15 protein-coding genes are annotated in these 19,575 nt (G+C 70.5%); 6 read left to right on the top strand and 9 right to left on the bottom strand.

All coding sequences use genetic code 11. The features are described from left to right. The first annotated feature begins 92 nt into the window (after positions 1-92). The 3 genes from bla to ACWFRJ_RS24270 all read left to right on the top strand — a co-directional run bounded on the left by bla (position 93) and on the right by ACWFRJ_RS24270 (position 4,481). A complete protein-coding gene (gene bla / locus ACWFRJ_RS24280; RefSeq protein WP_453534531.1) occupies positions 93-1,046 on the top strand; it encodes a class A beta-lactamase in 954 nt (317 codons plus the stop codon). A 232-nt stretch (positions 1,047-1,278) separates the two neighbouring features. Beyond that, on the top strand, positions 1,279-2,910 hold the full coding sequence (locus tag ACWFRJ_RS24275) for a penicillin-binding transpeptidase domain-containing protein (protein WP_453534528.1): 1,632 nt from the start codon (positions 1,279-1,281) through the stop codon (positions 2,908-2,910). Positions 2,911-3,095: 185 nt separating this feature from the next. Continuing rightward, entirely contained in the window at positions 3,096-4,481 is a 1,386-nt protein-coding gene (locus ACWFRJ_RS24270; RefSeq protein ID WP_453534525.1) for an MFS transporter, read from the top strand. Between the two features lie 34 nt (positions 4,482-4,515). Here the strand turns inward: ACWFRJ_RS24270 and ACWFRJ_RS24265 are convergent, their stop codons facing one another. From ACWFRJ_RS24265 to ACWFRJ_RS24255, 3 genes are all read right to left on the bottom strand, one after another. After that, positions 4,516-5,226, bottom strand: a complete 711-nt coding sequence (locus tag ACWFRJ_RS24265; RefSeq protein WP_453534522.1) for a ribonuclease H family protein — start codon at positions 5,224-5,226, stop codon at positions 4,516-4,518. Positions 5,227-5,359: 133 nt separating this feature from the next. Further along, complete coding sequence (locus ACWFRJ_RS24260) at positions 5,360-5,947, bottom strand: acyl-CoA-like ligand-binding transcription factor (protein WP_453534664.1); 588 nt, start codon at positions 5,945-5,947, stop codon at positions 5,360-5,362. Between the two features lie 224 nt (positions 5,948-6,171). Next, positions 6,172-6,681 (bottom strand): GNAT family N-acetyltransferase, encoded by a 510-nt coding sequence (locus ACWFRJ_RS24255; protein WP_453534661.1) that lies wholly within the window; start codon positions 6,679-6,681, stop codon positions 6,172-6,174. A gap of 398 nt (positions 6,682-7,079) precedes the next feature. Here ACWFRJ_RS24255 and ACWFRJ_RS24250 point away from each other — a divergent pair, with 398 nt between their 5' ends. Both ACWFRJ_RS24250 and ACWFRJ_RS24245 read left to right on the top strand, forming a co-directional pair. Next, positions 7,080-7,469, top strand: a complete 390-nt coding sequence (locus ACWFRJ_RS24250; protein WP_453534519.1) for an STAS domain-containing protein — start codon at positions 7,080-7,082, stop codon at positions 7,467-7,469. A gap of 94 nt (positions 7,470-7,563) precedes the next feature. Beyond that, complete coding sequence (locus tag ACWFRJ_RS24245; protein ID WP_453534516.1) at positions 7,564-10,710, top strand: discoidin domain-containing protein; 3,147 nt, start codon at positions 7,564-7,566, stop codon at positions 10,708-10,710. Positions 10,711-10,786: 76 nt separating this feature from the next. On the opposite strand, the gene ACWFRJ_RS24240 is transcribed toward ACWFRJ_RS24245, so the two are convergent. The 6 genes from ACWFRJ_RS24240 to ACWFRJ_RS24215 form a co-directional block, all read right to left on the bottom strand. Then, positions 10,787-11,794, bottom strand: a complete 1,008-nt coding sequence (locus ACWFRJ_RS24240) for a hypothetical protein (RefSeq protein ID WP_453534513.1) — start codon at positions 11,792-11,794, stop codon at positions 10,787-10,789. A gap of 41 nt (positions 11,795-11,835) precedes the next feature. Further along, positions 11,836-13,116: a TRAP transporter large permease subunit gene (locus tag ACWFRJ_RS24235; protein ID WP_453534510.1), complete on the bottom strand. Its 1,281-nt coding sequence runs from the start codon at positions 13,114-13,116 to the stop codon at positions 11,836-11,838. Positions 13,117-13,120: 4 nt separating this feature from the next. After that, positions 13,121-13,696, bottom strand: coding sequence for a hypothetical protein (locus tag ACWFRJ_RS24230; protein ID WP_453534507.1), 576 nt, complete (start codon positions 13,694-13,696; stop codon positions 13,121-13,123). Continuing rightward, positions 13,693-15,822, bottom strand: a complete 2,130-nt coding sequence (locus ACWFRJ_RS24225) for a hydantoinase/oxoprolinase family protein (RefSeq protein WP_453534504.1) — start codon at positions 15,820-15,822, stop codon at positions 13,693-13,695. The genes ACWFRJ_RS24230 and ACWFRJ_RS24225 overlap by 4 nt, the downstream gene beginning before the upstream one ends. A 97-nt stretch (positions 15,823-15,919) precedes the next feature. Further along, complete coding sequence (locus ACWFRJ_RS24220) at positions 15,920-17,530, bottom strand: FAD-dependent oxidoreductase (RefSeq protein ID WP_453534501.1); 1,611 nt, start codon at positions 17,528-17,530, stop codon at positions 15,920-15,922. Between the two features lie 80 nt (positions 17,531-17,610). Then, on the bottom strand, positions 17,611-18,723 hold the full coding sequence (locus ACWFRJ_RS24215) for a LacI family DNA-binding transcriptional regulator (RefSeq protein WP_453534498.1): 1,113 nt from the start codon (positions 18,721-18,723) through the stop codon (positions 17,611-17,613). Positions 18,724-18,942: 219 nt separating this feature from the next. On the opposite strand from ACWFRJ_RS24215, the gene ACWFRJ_RS24210 reads away from it, so the two are divergent. Next, positions 18,943-19,551, top strand: coding sequence for a GNAT family N-acetyltransferase (locus ACWFRJ_RS24210; RefSeq protein WP_453534495.1), 609 nt, complete (start codon positions 18,943-18,945; stop codon positions 19,549-19,551). Positions 19,552-19,575: the final 24 nt, after the last annotated feature.

Raw genomic sequence — 19,575 nt, 5'->3', positions numbered from 1 at the left:
GGCTCTGGCACTCACACCCACGTACCGGGACTGAGCCGTGCCGCTCCGTCCCCTATGCGCCCTGCCGCCGGGGCGCCCTGGAGGTTTGGCCCATGCAGCACACCCGTGACACCCGTGCCCGTCGCACCGTTCTCGGTGCACTGGCCACTCTCTGTCTCGTCCCACTCCTGGCCTGCGGGGAAAGCGACTCCTCAGCCTCGTCGTCCTCCTCCACACCGGCCACGAAGCCCGCGGGAGCCGCAGCGTCCACGCGGGCGACCAAGGCGTTCACCGGCGACTTCAAGAAACTTGAGCGCAAGTTCGACGCGCGCCTCGGTGTCTACGCCGTCGACACCGGCACGGGGCGCGAGGTGTCCTACAACGCCGGTGAGCGCTTCGCCTACAACTCCACGTTCAAGGCGCTGGAGGCCGGAGCCGTGCTGCGCAAGTACTCCCTGAGCGGCCTCGACCGCAAGGTCACGTACTCCAAGGATGATCTGGTCGCCAACTCTCCCGTGACCGAGAAGCACGTCGAGACCGGCATGACCCTGGGCGAACTGTGTGACGCCGCCGTCCGCTACAGCGACAACACCGCGGCCAACCTGCTCTTCGACAAGCTCGGCGGCCCCAAGGGCCTGGACGCCGTACTCGAGGAGCTGGGCGACGACGTCACGCGGATGGATCGCCGCGAGCCCGATCTGAGCAGTTGGGTCCCGGGCGAGAAGCGGGACACGACCACGCCGCGGGCGTTCGCCGAGGACCTGCGCGCGTTCGTCCTCGGGGACGTCCTGCGCAAGGGCGAACGCGCACAGCTCACCAAGTGGCTGCAGACCAATACCACCGGCGACAAGACCATCAAGGCCGGTGTGCCCAAGAACTGGGTGGTCGGCGACAAGACAGGAACCGGCACCTACTACGGCGCCCGTAACGACATCGCCGTGGTGTGGCCGCCCGACGGTGCCCCCATCGTCCTGGCGATCCTGTCGCACCGTGCCGAGAAGGACGCCGAGCCCGACGACAAGCTGATCGCGGAAGCGGCTTCCGTCGCCGTCGACTCCCTGTCGTAGCAGGCGGTACTCAGCGGTACTCGCTGTCGTCACAGGCGGTACTCACTGTCGCAGTAAGAGGTACGGCGTCGGGCGGACCCCGCGGCGACCGCCCGGCGCCGACCGAGCACCGGAGCACCAGAGCACCGGAGTACCGAACCTGCTGGGAACGACGACGCCCCTCCCTCCCCCGACACTCCGCAGCCCGCAGCCCCGCAGCCCCGCAGCGAGAAGCCAGTACAAGGAGTCCTTGATGACGGATGTCGCACCGCTCACGAGCCCCGGCCGCAGACCCGCCCGGAAGGGCCCGCGCGTGGTCGTCGCGGTGGCGCTGACTCTCGCGCTCGCCGCAGGCATCGGGTACGCCGCCGATCTCGGCCCCTTCGATCCGGGACCCCCGATACCCGACCCGGAGGCGACAAGACAGGCTCGCGCCTTTCTGGCCGACTGGGAGGCGGGCCACATGTCGCGGGCGGCGGCGCAGACTTCGAGTCCCGAGCAGGCAGAGCGCGTCCTGAACAATTTCACCGCCGGGCTCGACATCAGCAAGCCGACCCTGACCCCGGGGGCGACCACGGTCGGCGACGACGGCACGGTGACCGTGGCCTTCACTGCCAAGATGCCCGTCACCGAGCTCGGCACCTGGACCTATGACTCGGCCCTGCCCCTGCGCAAGCAGGACGACGGTGCCTGGAAGGTGAACTGGGAGCTCTCCCTCGTGCACCCGAAGCTGAGCAGCACGGAGAAGTTCCGTCTGGAGCGGGAGGACACCGCCGGGCCCGAGATCAACGACCGCAACGGCAACGCCTTGTCGAGCACGACGTCCCCCTCCCTCGGCCCGCTCATCCCCCAGATCGCCAGGGGCAGCGGTGCCGGTCCGCGCGGGGCGGTGCAGCTCGTCGACCGGGCCAGCGGTGAGGTCAAGGGCACGGAGGCGTCCTTCGGCAAGAAGTCCGATCGCCCCGCCGACCGGCCCGTGTCCACCACGCTCGACGCCACCTGGCAGTCGGCCGCGGAGAAGGCCCTCGCCACCGAGACCGACGGCAAGGACACCGCCCTTGTCGCCCTGCGGATCGACGACGGGGAGATCCTGGCCGTGGCCAACTCCCCCTCCTCCGGGTTCAATCGCGCCGTCTCCGGCACCTACGCACCGGGCTCCACCTGGAAGATCGTCACCACCAGCGCACTGCTGCTGGGAGACGCGGTCGCGCCGAGCGATGTCGTGGACTGCCCCAAGTACCTCACTGTCGGGAAGCGGTTCCAGAACGTCGAGGCCTCCGAACACCGTGGCGCCACCTTCCGCAAGGACTTCACCGCCTCGTGCAACACCGCGTTCATCAGCCTGCGCGACAAGGTCGGTGACGGGGAGCTGGGGGATGTCGCCCGCAAGTACTTCGGGGTCGGGCAGAAGTGGGACGTCGGCATTCCCTCGTACGACGGGTCGGTACCGGTCCCCCGCGACCAGACCGAGAAGGCCGCCTCGATGATCGGGCAGGGCAGGGTGCAGGCCAACCCGCTGATCATGGCCTCCGTCACCGCGACGGCGGTGTCCGGCACCTTCCACCAGCCCACCCTCACCGGCGGCACCGAGGACGCGACTACCACCACCCCGTTGCCGCGCGAAATCGTCACACAGCTACGTGAGTTGATGCGTGCCACGGTCACCGACGGCACGGCTTCGGTCCTGGCCGATCTACCCGGCGCGGTAGGGGCGAAGACCGGCACCGCCGAGGTCTCCGACGACGCACCCAACAACGGCTGGTTCGTCGCGCATCGCGGCAATGTCGCCGTGGCCTGCGTCGTCGAGAAGGGCGTCACGGGCGGCTCTTCCGCCGGGCCCGTCGTCCGCAGCCTCCTGGACGCCGTGCCCGACGATCCCTCCTGACGGAGCTGTTCGACCGCTGGTCGACCGCTGAATGGGGCCACTCGAAAACCAGTAGCATTCCGTCAAGCGCTCCTCATAGCTTGTGTGTTCGTGACTCATGATCCAAGAAGAGCGCTCATCAGACGGCTCGCCCGCGCCCCCCGCAGAACCGTCCCCGGGCGAGACGCGGCAGCGGGCGGGCAACGATGACCGAACGTACGGTGGCGCCGCCCAAGGCCGCCGAAGAGGGGATCTTCTCCCGGAAGTACGCGGCGGCCACGGCCACCTTCGCAGCGGTGATGTTCCTGACGGGGTTCGCCGCGCTCGCGGTGGTGCCCACCTTGCCCGCGGCGGCACAGGGCCTCGACGGGGTGTCGCTCTATCCGCTGGTGGCGGGCAGCTTCGTCGCCGCGAGCCTGCTGGGCGGGGTGCTCGGCGGCAGTTGGGCGGACCGCGCAGGGGCGAGCCGCCCGCTGGCGGCGGGAGTCGCCCTGTCCGTGGCCACCTTGCTGATCTCGGCCACCAGCACGACCATCTGGCAGTTGGCGGCCGGACGGTTCCTGGACGGCGTGTCGGCCGGAATGGTCGCGGTGGCGATCAACACCGCCATCGCCCATGACTATCCCGACCGTCTGCGGCCGCGCGCCCTGTCTCTCATGAGCACCTGCTGGATCATTCCCTCGCTCGCAGGACCTCCGCTGGCAGGCCTCGTGTCCGCCTGGTGGTCCTGGAGGGCGGTGTTCTTCGGCCTGGCCGCCCTGACGCTGCTCCCGGCGCTGGCGGTCGTGGTGGTCCTGCGCGGCCGGGCCCGGCAGGCCAAGGCAGCCATCCCGTCGCAGGACAAGCCGCCGCGCCCCGCGCTCCTTGTCGCCCTCGCGGTGAGCCTGGGGGCGGCGCTCGCGCAGTACGGCGTCTCCGGCTGGGACGCACGCCATCTGCTGTGTGCGGCGGGCGGGTTCGCGCTCCTTGTCGCCTTCGCGCCCCGGCTGCTGCCGTCCGGTACCTGGAGTGCGGCGCGCGGACTGCCCGCCACTGTGCTGCTGCGCGGCTTGTCCTCAGGGGCGTTCTTCACCCTGGAGGCGTTCGTGCCGCTGTTCCTCGACACCGTGCGGCACGTGCCGGCCGCTGTGACAGGCCTGGCGTTCACGGGCGCCGCCGTCGCCTGGGCCGCCTCGTCCTGGGTACAGGGCCATCTGCTCGACCACTGGCCCCGTCACCGCCTGGTCGTGGTGGGTTCGGTGATCCTCGCGGCGGCGGTGGCGATCGCGGCCGCCGGAACGCTGCCCACGATGCCCTCGTTCACCGCCGCGTCGGCGTTGGTCGTCGCGGCGGTCGGCATGGGCCTGGTCGCTCCGGCTCTCACCCTGCTCTCGCTCTCGCACGCCCCACCCGGGCTGCAGGGCCAGGCCAGCAGTGCGATGCAGACCAACCAGAATCTGGGCCAGATCACGATCATGGCCCTCTCCTCCGCGCTGTTCGCCGGGCTCGGCACCGGCTCGGCCGGGCTGGCCGGCTACGGCGCCGCCTTCGGCCTGCTCCTGGTGCCGAGTGTCCTTGCCGCCCTGCTCGCGGTCCGCGCCCGCGGCTCGTGAGCGCCCGCGGCTTCGCGAGCGCCCGCTAAGGCTCTCAGGATTCCCGGCACTCCACGTGGCCCCAGCCGTGCGCGTTCTTCGCGATCTTCTCTCCGGCGGCGTAGGGCTTCTGGCAGTGGCAGCGGCCGGGGAACTTCGCCTTGATGACCGCGCCTGAAGATCCCTTGCCCGCACGGGCGGTGGAGCTCTTGCCTGCCTGCGCCGATGAGCTCTTGCGCGGCCGGGCGGCGGGTGAGGAGGTCATGCGCTCGGGCCGCGGCTCGGGGATCGCGAGCGCTCCGTGGGCGGTTCCGGCGGGCTGCTGCGTCGTCGCGGCGTCGCTGGCCGCGACGTCGGCGATGGCGTTGAGGTGGTCGCCGTCCACCTGGTGGGCCGCGACGTGCCGGAAGGTCACCGCGCGGCCCTGCAGGAGTGCGTCGATGCGGACGACGAGTTCCTTGTTGGCCACCGGCTTCTTCGCCGCGGTCAGCCAGCCGTTGCGCTTCCAGGACGCGATCCACTTGGTGACCGCGTTCATCGCGTACTGGCTGTCCATGCGGACCTCCAGCGGAACGGCGGGGTCCGTGGACTCCAACAGCTCGGCGAGCGCGGTCAGTTCGGCCACGTTGTTCGTCGCGTCGCCGAGCGGTCCGGCCTCCCACCGCTGCGGTCGCTCCTCCGCATCGGCGACCACCCAGGCCCAGGCCGCGGGCCCGGGGTTCTTCTTCGCGGCTCCGTCACAGGCGGCGATGATCAAGTCAGACATCCCTCGATCATGCCAGCCCGCGGGAGGCTCGAAGGCCACCGCCCTCCGGCTCGCCGACGCGGACCCGCCAGTCCTACGCCTCGTACGGCCGCACAGCCCTACGCCTCGCAGGGCCGCACAGTCCTACGCCACATCACGCCACATCGGCGTCCAGCGCCGGAGCGATGACCGCGAAGGCCCGGTCGGTCAGCTCGGCGGGCTCCTCGGCGCCGCCGCTGTCGCTCCACCGTTGCAGCACGGCGTCAAAGGCGGTCAGCGCCATCCCGGCGGCAAGGCGCGGATAGAGGTCCACGCCCGCGTCACGCCCCAGACGCCGTGCCACCTCCCCCGCCAGATCGTCGCGCCACTGCGCCTGGCGCTCCAGGAAGCGGGCGCGCAGGGCCGGGGTGCGCAGAATCAGCCGCACCACGGGCAGCACCCGCTCGGAGTGATCACCACAGGCCTCGAGGGAAACCCACACCGCGTGCCGCAGCGCCACGGACGGCCGCTCCTCCACAGGGCGAGCCGCCAGCTCCGCGTGGATACCGACGCCCATGTCGGCCAGGAACTGGACGACCACGTCCTCCTTGGACGCGAAGTACCGGAAGAACGTCCGCCGGGAGACCCCGGCGGACGTCACGATCTCGTCGATCGTGACCGCGTCGAACCCCTTTCGGGCAAGGAGTTGCAACGCCGCTTCGGTCAACTCGTTCGAGACGAGCTGTCGTTTGCGCTCGGCCATGCTCACTTCGGGGCGGGAACTCACCGGACCATGGTACGCGCCATGCCTCCCATGGCATTCAGTATCCTCATGACACTGCACGCCACGAGCGACAGCACGTGCCATGCCACAGCTACAGCGCTGGACGGCCGGGCGGTCGCACGGATCACCGCCGAGCAGCCCACGGCGGCGGCCCCCTACACGGGCCGCCGCCTGTGGGAGCTCACGCCATGTCCGTCAGATACTCAGATACCGAACGGCGCGGCATAGCGCACCGTGCCGCTGGGCAGCGGGTGATCGGCGTCCAGGGCGAGGGCCATCATGGCTTCGTCAGGGACCTCGATGCTGATACCGATGCCGTACGTCGAAGCACGGGCGAAGCCGAATCGCGGATAGTACGCGGGATGCCCGAGGACGGTGACGAAGCGCTCGCCCCTGCCCTTCGCGGCGTCGAGCGCGGCACGGATGGCCGCGGAGCCGGCGCCGGTCTTCTGGAACTCGGGGAGTACGGCGACGGGGGCCAGGCACAGGGCCGGGGTGTCGCCGATGTGGCAGCGGGTCAGCAGTGCGTGGCCGACGAGCGTGCCGTCCTGGTCGGTGGTGACGACGGACAGTCCGTCGATCCACGCGGCATCGGCACGCAGCGCGTCCACGAGATCGGCCTCTGCCGGGGTGTCGAACGCGGCGACGTCGACGGCGCGGACGGCGGGGATGTCAGCGCTGGTCTCGGCGCGCGTGATCCAGGCATGACTCATGCGGGTACTGCTCATGTGGGTATCGCTCATGATGGACGGAGATCCGTTTCATGGTGGGTTCGTGTGGGTGAGGCCCCGCGAGCTCACGCTCCCGGCGAGGGCAGATCCGACTGAGGTCAGGCCACGGCCCGGGACGTGAGAATGGTCCGGGCGGTGCGCACGGCAGTGGCCTTCAGCGCGGTCATCAACCCCAACTCCCAACGTCCTCGATCTGGATCACACACGAACATCGCTGATCTTATCATTCGGCCGCTTTCCGGTACGAATCGCGGGCACGGAACACGGGCGGGAAGGCAAACCAAGAGGCGTAGGGAGAGGCGGACGGGGGACTCGGCAGGCAAGCACAAAGTGCACCGACATGCGCACGGGCTTCCGTACGACGACCACAAGGAGGCGCGATGTCGACGCAGACCCATCGCCTCATCATCCACGAGCTCGCGCGGTGCGACGAGTGTGCCGTGCTGCGTGTGAGCGGTGAACTCGACCGGAGCGGCGAGAAGTTCTTTCTTCGCACGCTCGGCGACTCCGTCATGGCGGGTCATCGGCATCTCGTTCTGGATGTGACGGCGCTCGTGTTCTGCGATTCGCGCGGGCTCAACTGTCTGCTCGGGGTGCGGTGGTTACTGCGGCGCCGCGAGGGTCACCTGCTCCTCGCCGGAGCCGGACGCCATCTCGCCGAACTCCTCACCCTGACCGGCAGCACGGAGTTCTTCCCCCACTACCCCACCGTGGGCCAGGCCCTGCTGACCCTGCCTCTCTCGCACCGCCCCACGTGGCCGCCCTGCTAGATCGCCTCCAGCCAGGCAGAACCCTTGACGTGCTCACGGAGCCCCCGAAGAATGACCGCTCTCTGACAACGTTGTCCAAGGAGGTCGCGCCACGATGCCGCAGCAAGCCTGGGGACTCACACGCCGTCAAGCCCTACAGCTGCTCGGGGTATCCGGTGCCGCAGTGGCCTTCCCGCTCGCCCTGGGCCCGGGACAGGCCTCGGCCGCCACGGAAGCAGAGCCGAACGCGGAACCGGACGCGGAACAGAACGCGGAACCGGACGCGATCGCGAGCACCTACTACCGTGTTCTGCTGTCTCACACCCGCTGGGCCGAGACCCAATGGGACGCGGCCCAGGGCCACTACACGAACAAGGACTTCGGGTTCGCCGTCGTGCTCGGCAACGCCGTCCTGCTGACTCGCGGCCCCTACGACGCCGAGCGCGCCGGAGTCGACAGGGACACGCTGCGCACCCGTACGCTCGCCACCCTGAAGCACTTCGCGGCCTCCAACCGGCTGACGGGCGGCTCACAGTGGGGCCGCAAGCTGTTCTTCGACACCACCTTCCAGTCCTACTTCGTCCTGGCGGCACGCCTGCTCTGGGACGACCTCGACGAGGCGACGCGGCACAACGTCGACACCATCGTCCGCGAACAGGCCAAGTACACCGAGGGGTTGGGAACGGGCGACGATCCCGATTCCGGCGACTGGACTCCCCACGGGCTCGTCGGCGGTTTCAAGGGTGACACCAAGCTCGAGGAGATGGGCATCTACGCCCAGTCGCTCGCCCCTGCCCTGGCCTGGGCGAGCGACGATCAGCGCCATGACACGTGGCGCGCCGCCTTCGGCCGCTGGAGCCGCAACGAGGCGGGGCTCCCGGCCGCCGACCTCGCCAATCCGGCCCGGGTGGACGGCGTTCCCGTCAGCGCGAACACCGCGCAGAACCTGTACGACACCTTCATCGTCGAGAACCACGGCTCGTTCGGCCCGCACTACCAGGAGGAGCTCTGGCGCACCTCAGGACGCAACGCCGCCCACTTCCTCACCTCGGGCAAGGCCCTGCCCGAGGTGCTCACCGCCCAGCCCAACGCCGTCCCGCTGTGGCGCACGCTGCTCGGTGTGATGAGCGACGCGGGCGAGCCCCTGATGCCGATGGTCGCCGACCGTGAGCACCTCTACGGCCGCGATGTCATCCCCCTCGCCTTCCTGGCCCAGGTCGTCGGTGACCGCGCCGCGGCCGCCTGCGAACGGGCCCTGGCCGAACGTCTCGAGGGGTATCAGAAGTACCCGCCGGAGTACCGCATCGCGAAGTTCTCGGGCGAGCCCAAGTACGAGCCGGAGGCACGCGCCGAACTGGCCATCAGCTATCTCCTGCACGAGTGGCGGGCCCGCTCCGGGAAATCCCCCGTACAGCCCCTCTCCCCCGGCGAGCTCTTCGAGCACGCGAGCGGCGTCAGAGATCACGGCACGGGCCCCGGCCTGGTCTCCCACCAGTCCCCCGGCGCGTGGGCGGGCGCCGTCAGCAAGCCGGGCTTCGTGAAGTTCGCCTGGCAACCGGCCCACGACGACTGGCTGTTCGCGCTCAGTGGTACGACACCCATGTTCCTGCCGAGCGCCCGCAACCAGGTCACCGAGCGGAACGTGGTCACGTACACCCGGCTTCGGGACGGCTTCGACGGGAGCGCGAGCCTGCTGACGCTGGATCACGGGCACGCCGGGTTCACCACGCTGCCGTCGGGAGCCGTGGTCTACGCGACGTCCGGCACGGCAGCCGGGGAGGGCCATCTGGAGGTGCGCAACCTGTCGATGCCCGGCGTCCCGGGCCTTGACGGCAGCCGGACCTATCGAGCCGCCGAGGGAGACACCACCGTCGAGGCAGGCACCGGGGGCCAGCCGTCCGCCGGGCCGCGCACGGACGAACTGACCTTCACTCGCGGCCAGTTCAAGCACCTGCGGATGCTGGGCGTGCGACCTGACCCGTCGTACGGATACTCGCTGTACGCCTTCGAGATACGCGACGGCGCCTCGGGCGACGATCTGGCACGCGCAGCGGGGGTGAAGGCCTCCGCCTCCTCCTTCGACCCGGGCAAGGAGCCCTCGCTCGCGATCGACGGTGGTGGGACGAGCCGCTGGGCGGTGTCGCGCGCCGACCGTACGCGGGCCGACAGCTGGATGGCCGTCGACCTCGGCTCCTCACGGTCCGCCGACCGGGTGACGCTGCGCTGGGAGGCAGCGGCGGGCCGCTCCTACCGGCTCCAGGGATCGGCCGACGGGGAGAAGTGGACCGACCTGGTCGCCTGGCCGCGGCCGGACCTCACCAGCCGCGGCCAGTGGCTGGACATCGACGGCCGTGCCGGTCTCGTCGTGCGGGGCGGCGCCCACCCGATCTCGGTGTACGGCGACACGGTCGTCCTCTCCGACGGTCCGGCCGAGAGCATGCTCGTCGAAGGGCTCCCGAGTGCGACGCCGAAGGAGCTGCGCGCCGCAGCCGCCCGCAAGACGCCCTCGGCGGGCTCCACGGACGTCAAGGCCGCTCTCACCGAGAACCACTTGAGCCTGTTCAACCTCTCCCCGGACTCCGTGACCACGACGGTGACGATCCCCGGCGCACGCTCCGGAGAAGTCCGTCTCTACGAGGGCGTCCAGACCCTCACCGAGTCCGGCACGGCCTATCGAGTCGAACTGCCCGCCGCATCCGCCCTGTTGGCGCCGCCACGCATCACCCTGTCCGCGAGCCGCCTGCCCGCCGGGCTGCGTGCCGAGGTCGTCGACGGCAGCACCGTCCGACTGAGCGGACCGTCCTGCCGCGTCACTGTCTCGGCACAGGGCAGGAGCGTCGGCGCCACGGTCCGCGCGGGCCGTACGACCAAGGTCACGGTGCCCCGGGCCACGGCGTACCCACTCGCGGACCTGGCACTCGGCCGCACCACCTTCCCGACCGCGCCGCTGCCGCCCGGCATGACGGATCCGGGGGCCGCGGTCGACGGCGACGAGGCAACCGCGTGGAACGCCGGTCAGGACGGCCGCATGGTCGTCGACCTGGGCGCCGAACAGCACATCGGCGAGATCCGCGCCCGGTGGCGGGGCGGCCACGTCCCGGCGGCACAAGTCGAGTTCAGCCTCGACGGTCGTACGTACGACGGCTCGGCCCGCTTGTCGGCGCGCGGAACCCTGCGCACCGACCGCACGGCGCGCTATGTGGCGCTCCGCGTCACCGCGTCATCCGGGGGCGCCCTGACCGAGCTGACCGTCACCGCGTGACGACGCGGCGCCCGAGGACATGGTCGAAACCCACCATGTCCTCGGGCGCCGCTGATCAACTCCCCTGCGCGTTGAGCTACTTGGCGCGTGCCAGAGCGATCGCGCCCTGAAGCCGCTCCCCCGCCTCGTACATCATGTAGGGCACGCCGTTCTCCGTACCGAAACTCGGTGACGCGCTGCGCCCGTTGTCCGGCGCGCCGTTCATCGAGTTGTGGAAGATCCCGAGGTGCTCGCGGCGGGAGAAGTCCTTGCCGACCTCGGTGATCAGTATGTTGCCGCCGCTGCCCTTGTCCGTGTTGTAGACGACGTAGGCACTGTTGCCGCGCGTCAGCAGGTGTGGCCCGCCCACGTTCTGTGCCCCCACATCGGCATGGCGGATCAACGGGGTCTGATCGAAGGTCCAGTTGCGCCCATCGGCCGACCATCCCCAGGCGATGTCGCGGTGGTTGGTGGTGTTGTTCAGCATGAAGAGCATCACGTAGCGGGCGCCACGGGAGGGCAGGTCGTGACGGAACACGCGGGCGTACGACGTCTCGGTCGAGCCGCTCGGCAGCATCGAGGTGGAGAGGACCACCTTGTCGTACGTGAAGTGGATGCCGTCCTTGGAGCGTGCCAGGCGGGTCGTGGTGTTCTCGCCGTGGAAGTAGAGCCACATCTCCTTGGCGTCCTCGTTCCACAGCACGTGGGGCGAGGAGACATGGCTGACCTTGTAGTGGGGCTGCCAGTTGTTGGTGACGAGGGGGTTGGCCTTGTACTCGGTGAACGGTCCGTCTATCGAGTCGCCGTAGGCGAGGCAGATGCCGCCGGGGGCGTCGTGCGGGGCGTAGTAGAGGTAGTACCGGCCCAGTGCGCCGGAGATGCGGCCGACGGTCCCGCGCAGGCACGGGAAGATGATCTCGCCCGTGGGGTTGTAGGCGAGGTCCGACGGCTTCAGGACCGTCCGCACATAGGTGTAGTCGGGGAAGCCGCCGGGCGCCGCCGTGGCCGTGCCCGCCGTTCCGGCGCCGAACGCCAGGGCCGTGCCGGTGGCGGCGGCCCCGCGCAGGAAGAAGCGGCGCGGGAAATTGTGCTGAGGCTCGTTCATTTCTGGACTCCGTCCCGGGAGTTGAATGTCAGAGAAAGTGCTCAGAGGTAGGTGGCGGCGGTCACGCAGAATCCACCGAGGGCGACGACCCACACGTAGGGCAGGGTGCGCACCATGACCTGCTGGGGGCCGACGCCCGCGTACTGGGCGCTCCATACGGTCTGGGTGCTTGTGGGGTCGGATACGCCGAAGACCTGGTTGTAGGAGGCGGCGAGGCCGAGCACGGCGACGGCGGGGTAGATGCCGGCCGCGATGAGGACGCCCGCGATGCCCGCGCCGAGGCCGTAGACGTTCAGGGGGCCTCGGTAGAGGCACAGCGGTACCAGCAGGGTGAAGACGAGGACGAACAGCACCGGGTTCTGCGGGCTGACGGCCTTGACCAGGGGTTCGAGGGCCTCGATGGCGCCCGGCAGCTTCACCGCGGCGAGCAGGATGCCGATCGCGATGAACAGCGCGATCGGGGGTGCGGCGACCTCGAAGCCGCCGTACAGGGTGCGCAGAAGACGCTTGTTCATCTCGCGCGGCCGGGTCGTGGTGACCAGTGCGTAGAGCACTCCGGCGAGCAGCGAGGGGATGATGGCCAGCTCGAAGCCGAGGGCCAGGACGAGCGGCACGACAGGGGTGAGCAGCGCGTACCACGGTGCGTCGCCGAGCCGCTCACGGCGCGAACGGCGTTTGTCGACTGCCGACTTCAGCGCCCAGGTGTGTTCGACTCCGCGGCGGCGGGACTCGATGAGGACGAAGGCGACGGCCGCGACAAGGGCCAGCGGGAACAGCTTCACCATGAAGCCGCGCACCGTGGGGACCGGCAGGTCCAGGGCGGTGGAGAAGAACTGCCAGATGGGGAGCTCGAACGGCACTCCGACGGCGATGCCCATCAGGATGGTGCCCGCCGCGGTGACCTTGGGGATGCCCACGGCGACCATGGCGGGGATGCCGATGATGCCGGCCAGCATGGCGGCGGGGGCCGATCCTGTGACCGTGCCGATCAGCGCGGACACGGCGAGGACGCCGAGTGCCACGACCGTGGGCCGGTCGCCGCCGAACTCCACGATCTTGCGGACGATGGTCCCTGCGATGCCGGTCTCGTCGAGGAGTTTGCCGAGCCACGAGCCGAGCAGCACCGCGATCATCGTCGAGGCGAGCATCGGGGCGCCCTCCTGGAGGACGGTGTCGAAGACGCTCTCCTTGCCGGTCAGCGGTGCGCCTGCGACGAGCGCGATGACGACACCGAGGAGGACCAGGGCGAAGGCGGTGGGGAGTTTGCGGGTGAGCATCGCTGCGACACCCACCGCCATGACGATCAGGATGACAACGCCCATGGCGCTACTTCTCTCTGTGGGTCACGGCGTCGGCGAGCGCGGCCGTGAGAAGAAGGGGGCTGCGGCCGAGTCCGCAGACGGTCCGGGCATGGGCGTGGGCGGCGATCTCCTCCGCGCCCGCCACGTGCCCGTAGAGGCGGAACCGCCCGGCACGCAGGACGACATGGCCCAGGGCCTGCTTCAGTGCGGCCTTCGCCGGACCGTGGTGGAGGTGTTCGTGCACGGATTCGTGGGCGAGGGCCGCCGCGCGCACCGATCCCGGCGGATACCAGTGCCGCCAGCCCCGTTCGTCGATCAGGGCTTCGGCCGCCGCGAGGGTGTCGGTGTAGAGCTCCACCGTCGGCGTCGGCCGTGACGTGTAGCGGGCGAGCAGGCCGCGCTCCAGGCCGTCGGCGCGCTCGACGATCCTGGCACGGCACGGCACGGGGGCGAGGGCGGCGCCGAACTCCTCGGCCGTGCGCGCCCAGTGGCGAAGGAGCTGCGGGTCGCGGCCCTCGTGGGTGGGGGTCGCGGCAAGGAGGTGGACCGCGTGGTCCAGGTCGTCGAGGGTCTCGGGCGAGGGCGCCGCGGGGGTACTCATATGCGTACCTCGAGCACGGCGATGACCGGCTCGTCGGCGGTACGGGAGTCCAGTTCGCTGCGGGCGAGTGCAAGCAGCGGTTCGGGGTCGAGGACGCCTGACAGGTCCGCGATCCGGGAGCCGAGCAGCAGCCGCACGGCCGGGGCCCTGACCCCGCCGTCGCCGTACGAGGTGGTCTCGCGCACCAGTTTCGCCAGTACTTCGGGGGCGTCGGCGACCCGGGTGGTCTCCACGCGGGCGTCGGGGACATGGAGGCGTACGACGCCGTCGGCGTCGACGATCCGTACCGGATGCCGGGTGGCGCGCAGGGTGCGGCGCACCTCGGTTCCGTACACGGTGTGGGAGGCCGTCTTGGCGAGGACGGTGACCTGGGACGGGTCGCTCTTGAGGCTGGCCGCCGCCGTGCGCAGCCGCTCCTCCTCGTCCGCCCGGTGCGCACGGTCCTGGGTACGCAGTTCGGTGGCGCCGGTGGCCACGGCGCGGACGGTGCTGGTCTGCGGGTCGACGGTCACTTCGACCTCGACGCCGTCGGCGGCGGCGCCCTGCGCGATGACGGCGGCCTCCGCCTCTGCCCGTACGGCGAGGATCTGTTCCTGTCCCGCGCCGGGGATGGTCCGCTCGATCTGCTCGCGGACCAGGGCGAGCGCGACCCCGATCGGGCTGATCACCTCGCTGTGGCGGGCGATGCGCCCCTGAAGGCCGCTGGCTTCGGCCAGGTGCGGGGTGACGGACGCGGCTCCGCCGCCTCCGCCGACGAGCAGGGCGGTGTCCTTGTCGAGCCGGTAGTCGCGGATCATCGTGTCGACGACCTTCTTGACCTGAGCCGTTCCCGCGTCGAGGAGCCGGTCGGCCGCGGTGGCGATGTCCACGCCGAGTGTCTCGGCGAGCGGGGCGAGCGCCGCCTTGGCGACCTCCTGGTCGCTGCGGGCGAAGTCGCCCTCTGGGACGCGTCCCGCCGCGTTGGCCGCGCAGGTCATGGTGAGTGCGAAACGGCCGCCCGCCGCGTCGAGCACGGCGTAGTCCTCCGGGTCGCCGTCCATCGGGCGGACGGTGGTGAGCTTGGCGTCGCGCAGGTCGTCGAGGGTCGCGAAGCAGGCGTAGGGCAGCCCGGCGATGTGGGCGCTGCGCGGCCCGACCCCGGTCACCTTGCCGCCGCCGATCCGCACCATGGAACCGCCGCCGACTCCGACGGTGCGTACGTCCAGGGCGTTGAGGTAGGACTTCTTGCCGAGGATGGTGGCGTGCTGGACGGCCACCTTGCCGCGTCGCACGACGCTGATGTCGGTGGAGGTGCCGCCGGTCTCCAGGAAGACTCCCTCGCTGATGCGTTCCTGCATCAGCGCGCCTGCCACGCCCGCCGCGGGGCCCGAGAGGACCGTGAGCAGCGGTCTGCGCCGCATCTCGTCGAGGGACATCACACCGCCGTCGCAGCGCATCACCATCAGCGGGGATTCGACTCCGGCCTTGGTGATGGAGCTGTCGACGAGGTCGGCGGTGGCCAGCATGCGCGGCAGGATCGCCGCGTTGACCACGGCCGTACGGGTGCGCTTGTGCAGCCCGTAGAGAGAGGTGATCTCGTGCGCGGCGGTCAGCGGGAGACCGGCGGAACGTGCCGCCGCCACGACGGCCTGTTCGCCCTCGGGACGGTCCACGCTGAACGGCTCGGTGGCGACGAGGACTTGGGCGCCGTCCTGGGCCAGCGACTCGGCGGCGCGCCGGACGGCTTGCGCGTCGTCGGGGTCGGCGACATGGGCGTAGGCGAGCGGAAGGCTTTTGCCCGGGGTGAGTTGGAGCTTGCCGAGCGCGGCAAGGCGGCGGGTGAGCTTGGCAGCGGCACCGGCGCCGATACCGATCAGGCCCACGGTGGCGACGTCGCCCTCAAGCAGGGCGTTGGTAGCCTGTGTCGTGCCGTGCGCCAGAAAAGCGACATCCTCCGGTGCGCGGCCGGTTTCTGCCAGCAGACGGCTCAGGGCTTCCACGATGCCGTGGGCCACGCCGTCCTCATGATGGTGGCTGGTGGGGACCTTCACCTGTCCCAGGAGTTCCAGGGTCGTGGCGTCGACTGCCACGGCGTCGGTGAAGGTTCCGCCCACGTCGATGCCGACGCGGATGCGGTGGGTGGTCATTGGTTGGGCACCTCCTTGTGCGGGTTGGCGGTGCGCGGGCGGGCCGGGTGGGACAGGTGGAGCTGTCCCACCCGGCACTTGTGAGAGCGATCAGCTCTCAGTAGCCGCGTACGTCGGGCCAGTGGCGCTGCACGCCTTCTCGGTCGAGCAGCCGGGCGAACTCGTCGAACCGCTTGTCCTCGGCCTGGACCTGGTGGGGTTCGACGCCTTCGGACACGCAGTGCGCGGCCAGGGCACCGGCGACCTCGCCGATGTTCCACTCCACGGGGTGGAGGCGGTAGCAGCCGTTGGTGATGTGGGTGGTGCCGATGTTCTTGCCCGCCGGGAGGAGATTGCGGACGCGGCGGGGCACGAGGGCGCCGAGCGGTATCTCGAACGGCACGGAGCCGATGTCGATGTAGTTGTCGCCGCCGGTGGAGGGGTGCAGGTCGATGCGGTAGTTGCCGACGCCGACCGAGTCCCGGTAGGCGGTCCGCCCGTAGGGGCCGACGACGTCGATCGCCACGTCCTGCTCGGTGACGGTGGTGACGGCCTTGATCCGCCGCGACTCCCGCACGTAAGGGGCCTTGGCCAGGCCGTCCGCCGTGCCCGTGATGTCGGGGCGAAGCCGCAGACCGGGGAAACCGGTCCCGCCGTCCTCGCGGGGTGCCTCGGTCTGGAGCCAGTACAGGACCGAGAGGGACAGCTGACGCGCCTCCGCGAGTGCCTGCGCCGAGGTCTCCTCGCCGCCCCCGATCAGCGGCTTCAGCCAGTAGTCGTTGAGCGGCCAGTTGACCAGGGTGATGTCGGAGTCGAAAGCTCCCGGCCGGTGCAGCTTGCGGGCGAGGATGCGGCGGAAGCCCCACAGTTCCTTGTCGCCCGCGTCGGCGCTCTGGTCGGCGTTGACAGCGAGCGGGTCGATCTCCGGGTTCGGCAGGAACGTACGCGGGACGGCTTCGAGCGAGCGGGGGTCCGGGGCGAGGAAGCCGAGGAGCGGGCCCGGCCAGAAGTCGGGCTGGTAGGAGCGCCAGAAGTCGTAGTCGACGGGGCGCTCGATGACGTGGTTCTCGCCCTCGTGGTGGGAGAGCGCGAAGCAGACGGTGATGCCCTGCTGGTTGAGGGGCTGCGCCTCCTCGGGTGCGTGCGGCTCGCCGAACTCGGCGCGTGACTCGGCGCCGATGGCGTGCTCGACGCCGCCGAGTTCTAGGAGTTCACCGGTCTCGGTGGCGTCGATGACGTACCGGGCGTGGAGCGTGGTGCGCTCGCCGTCGCGCAGGTTCTCCAGGGCCACGGAGGTGATGACATCGTTGTCCGACTCGGCGGCGACGGCCCGGTGCTCGGTGAGAAGAGTCAGCCGCCCCGACGCGAGATGGGGCGCGAGCATGCCCTCCATGACGGCGAGGGCGACGCGGGGCTCGTGGCAGAGCTTGCTGACGCGGCCTGCGCCCGGATTGAGGTTGGTCAGGGACGACGCTTCCGACCGGAGCGGATACCACTGGCGGTAGTAGTCCCTGATGGACTCGCGCAGCTTGCGGTACGAGGCGGTCGTGCCGAACTGCTCCACCCAGGGGTGCTCGTCCGGCGGAACGGCCTGGGAGGTGAGCTGGCCACCGATCCAGTCGGTCTCCTCGGTGAGGACGACGGTCCGGCCGGCCCGGCAGGCGGCGAGCGCTGCGGCGACGCCGCCAAGGCCGCCGCCGACGATGAGGATGTCCGGTTCAGGGATCACGGTTCTCCTTGTGCGGTGCTGTACGTGGTCGTGCTGCGGGGGCGCACGGTCAGGCGGGGCGCGGCTGCTCACGGCCGCCGTCATGCGCTCTCCGGAAGCGCCTTGGGCGGCGGCCCTGTGGTGGCGCCGGGCCGGAACGTGCAGGCCACCAGCGGGTCGGGGGCGTCCTCACCGGCGACGAGTGTGGCGAGCAGGCGCACGGCCGTCGCGCCCAACTGCGCACGGGGGATGTCGAATCCCGTGGGCTGCGGCTCGTCGGCGAGATCGGGGGGCGGGCTGCCGAGCAGGGCGAGGGAGATGTCGCCGGGGCAGCGCAGACCGGCGTCGCGGGCAGCAGCGCTCAACGCTCGCCAGGCCGCGCCGCTGTCGGTCTCCTCGGCCACCACGGCGGTGACGCCCTGCGCCACCCACTGCCGCAGCTGCTCCGCCCCGAGCGCCTGTTCCGGATCGGAACGGCGGAAGACGGCATCGGGGCCACCGGGCAGACCCGCGCTCTCAAGCCCCTCCAGGAAGCCCTTTTCACGGTCGGTGGAGGCGGGCGCGTCGTCGTCTTCGCGTACGAGGACGACGCGGCGGTGCCCGAGAGCGGCGAGCCGGTGGACGACTTCGCTGCTGGCGCTGACGTAGTCGGCACCGACCCAGGCAAGGCCCTCCGGTTCGTCCCTGCGTCCCAGGTGGACCACGGGGAACCCGTCGTCCACGAGCCTGCGCAGTTCGTCCACAGGAGCGTGGCGGCCCAGGAAGAGACACCCGTCGGCGAGTCGCGCCCTGTTGAGCGCGTGCGGCGCACCGGCCCCCGCGCCGCCGCGGCTCGACCCGGTGAAGAGCACCAGGTCGTATCCCTGCGCGGCGGCTTCCTGCTCCACGCCGACCAGGAACGGGTAGTACGAGTGCTGCACGTCCGTGGGGAAGGTGGCCGTGAAACTGAACACTCCGAGCAGGCCGTTGCGCGCCGCCGCGAGCCGCCTGGCGGCCGGGTCCGGTACGTAGCCCAGGCTGCCTGCGGCGTCGAGCACTTTCTGCCGGGTCTCGTCGGAGATGGCGATGCCCTGCTTCTTGCCTGCGAGCACCAGCGAGACCGTGGCCTGCGACACTCCCGCGAGCCGGGCGACCTCGGCCTGGCGCGGACGCCCGGTGCGCCCTACCGAGGCGGGCGCCCGCCCTCGTGCGGCCCGCTTCCTGGGTTCGTCCACCACTGCCCCTTCGCATCGTTAATGCGTATTAGTCATGCGCATTAACGAGTACTGTGCGCGGCACGGGACGACCGGTCAAGAGGGTGAACGAAGTTTCTTTCCCTGCTCGGACGAAGACGAGAAGTGCGCCGCGACGCTCATCGAGCACCCCCCTCCGGCGCGAGGACCTGGGGAAATACAGAAGCGTTCCGGCACGACGGTCCCGTAGGGTGCCGCGACATGAACCAGGTTCCGCGCCCTGCCGTCCGTCCTATACGCGCCGATGAGTGGCCCGAGGTGAAAGAACTGCGCCTCCTGGCACTGCAGGATCCGGCGGCTCCGATCGCCTTCCTCGACACGTACGAACAGGCCGCCGCGCAGCCGGACTCCTTCTGGGAGGAGCGGGCCAAGGGGTCGGCTGCAGGCGGGACGCGGGTGCGCCAATTCGTGGCGGAGGGACCGGGCGGGGCGTGGAGCGGCACGGTGACCGTACTCATCGAGGACGCGGGCAGCGACGATGTGTTCGGCGGGACTGTCCAGCAACGCCAGGCGCATGTCGTCGGCGTCTTCGTCCGCCCCGAGTACCGCGGAAGCGGTGTGACCGACGCGCTCTTCGAGGCGGCTGTCGAGTGGGGATGGACGATGCCGGAAGTGGCGCGGGTGCGCCTGTACGTCCACGAGGACAACGCACGGGCCGAGAGCTTCTACCGGCGGTACGGATTCGTACGCTCCGGGGTGACCGCCCCCATGAAGGGCGACCCTTCGAAGGTGGAGCGCGAGATGGTGCTCGCCGGGCCCGAGATTCTGCCCGGCAGCGGCAGTGCCCATGACTCCTCGGCCGAGGGCTGACCCGAGCCGGTCACAGCGAGGGCG

The organism is Streptomyces sp. NPDC055239 (genome assembly GCF_053606205.1).
Note: the sequence above shows the minus strand (reverse complement) of the source record. Positions and strands in the feature narration are given on the sequence as shown.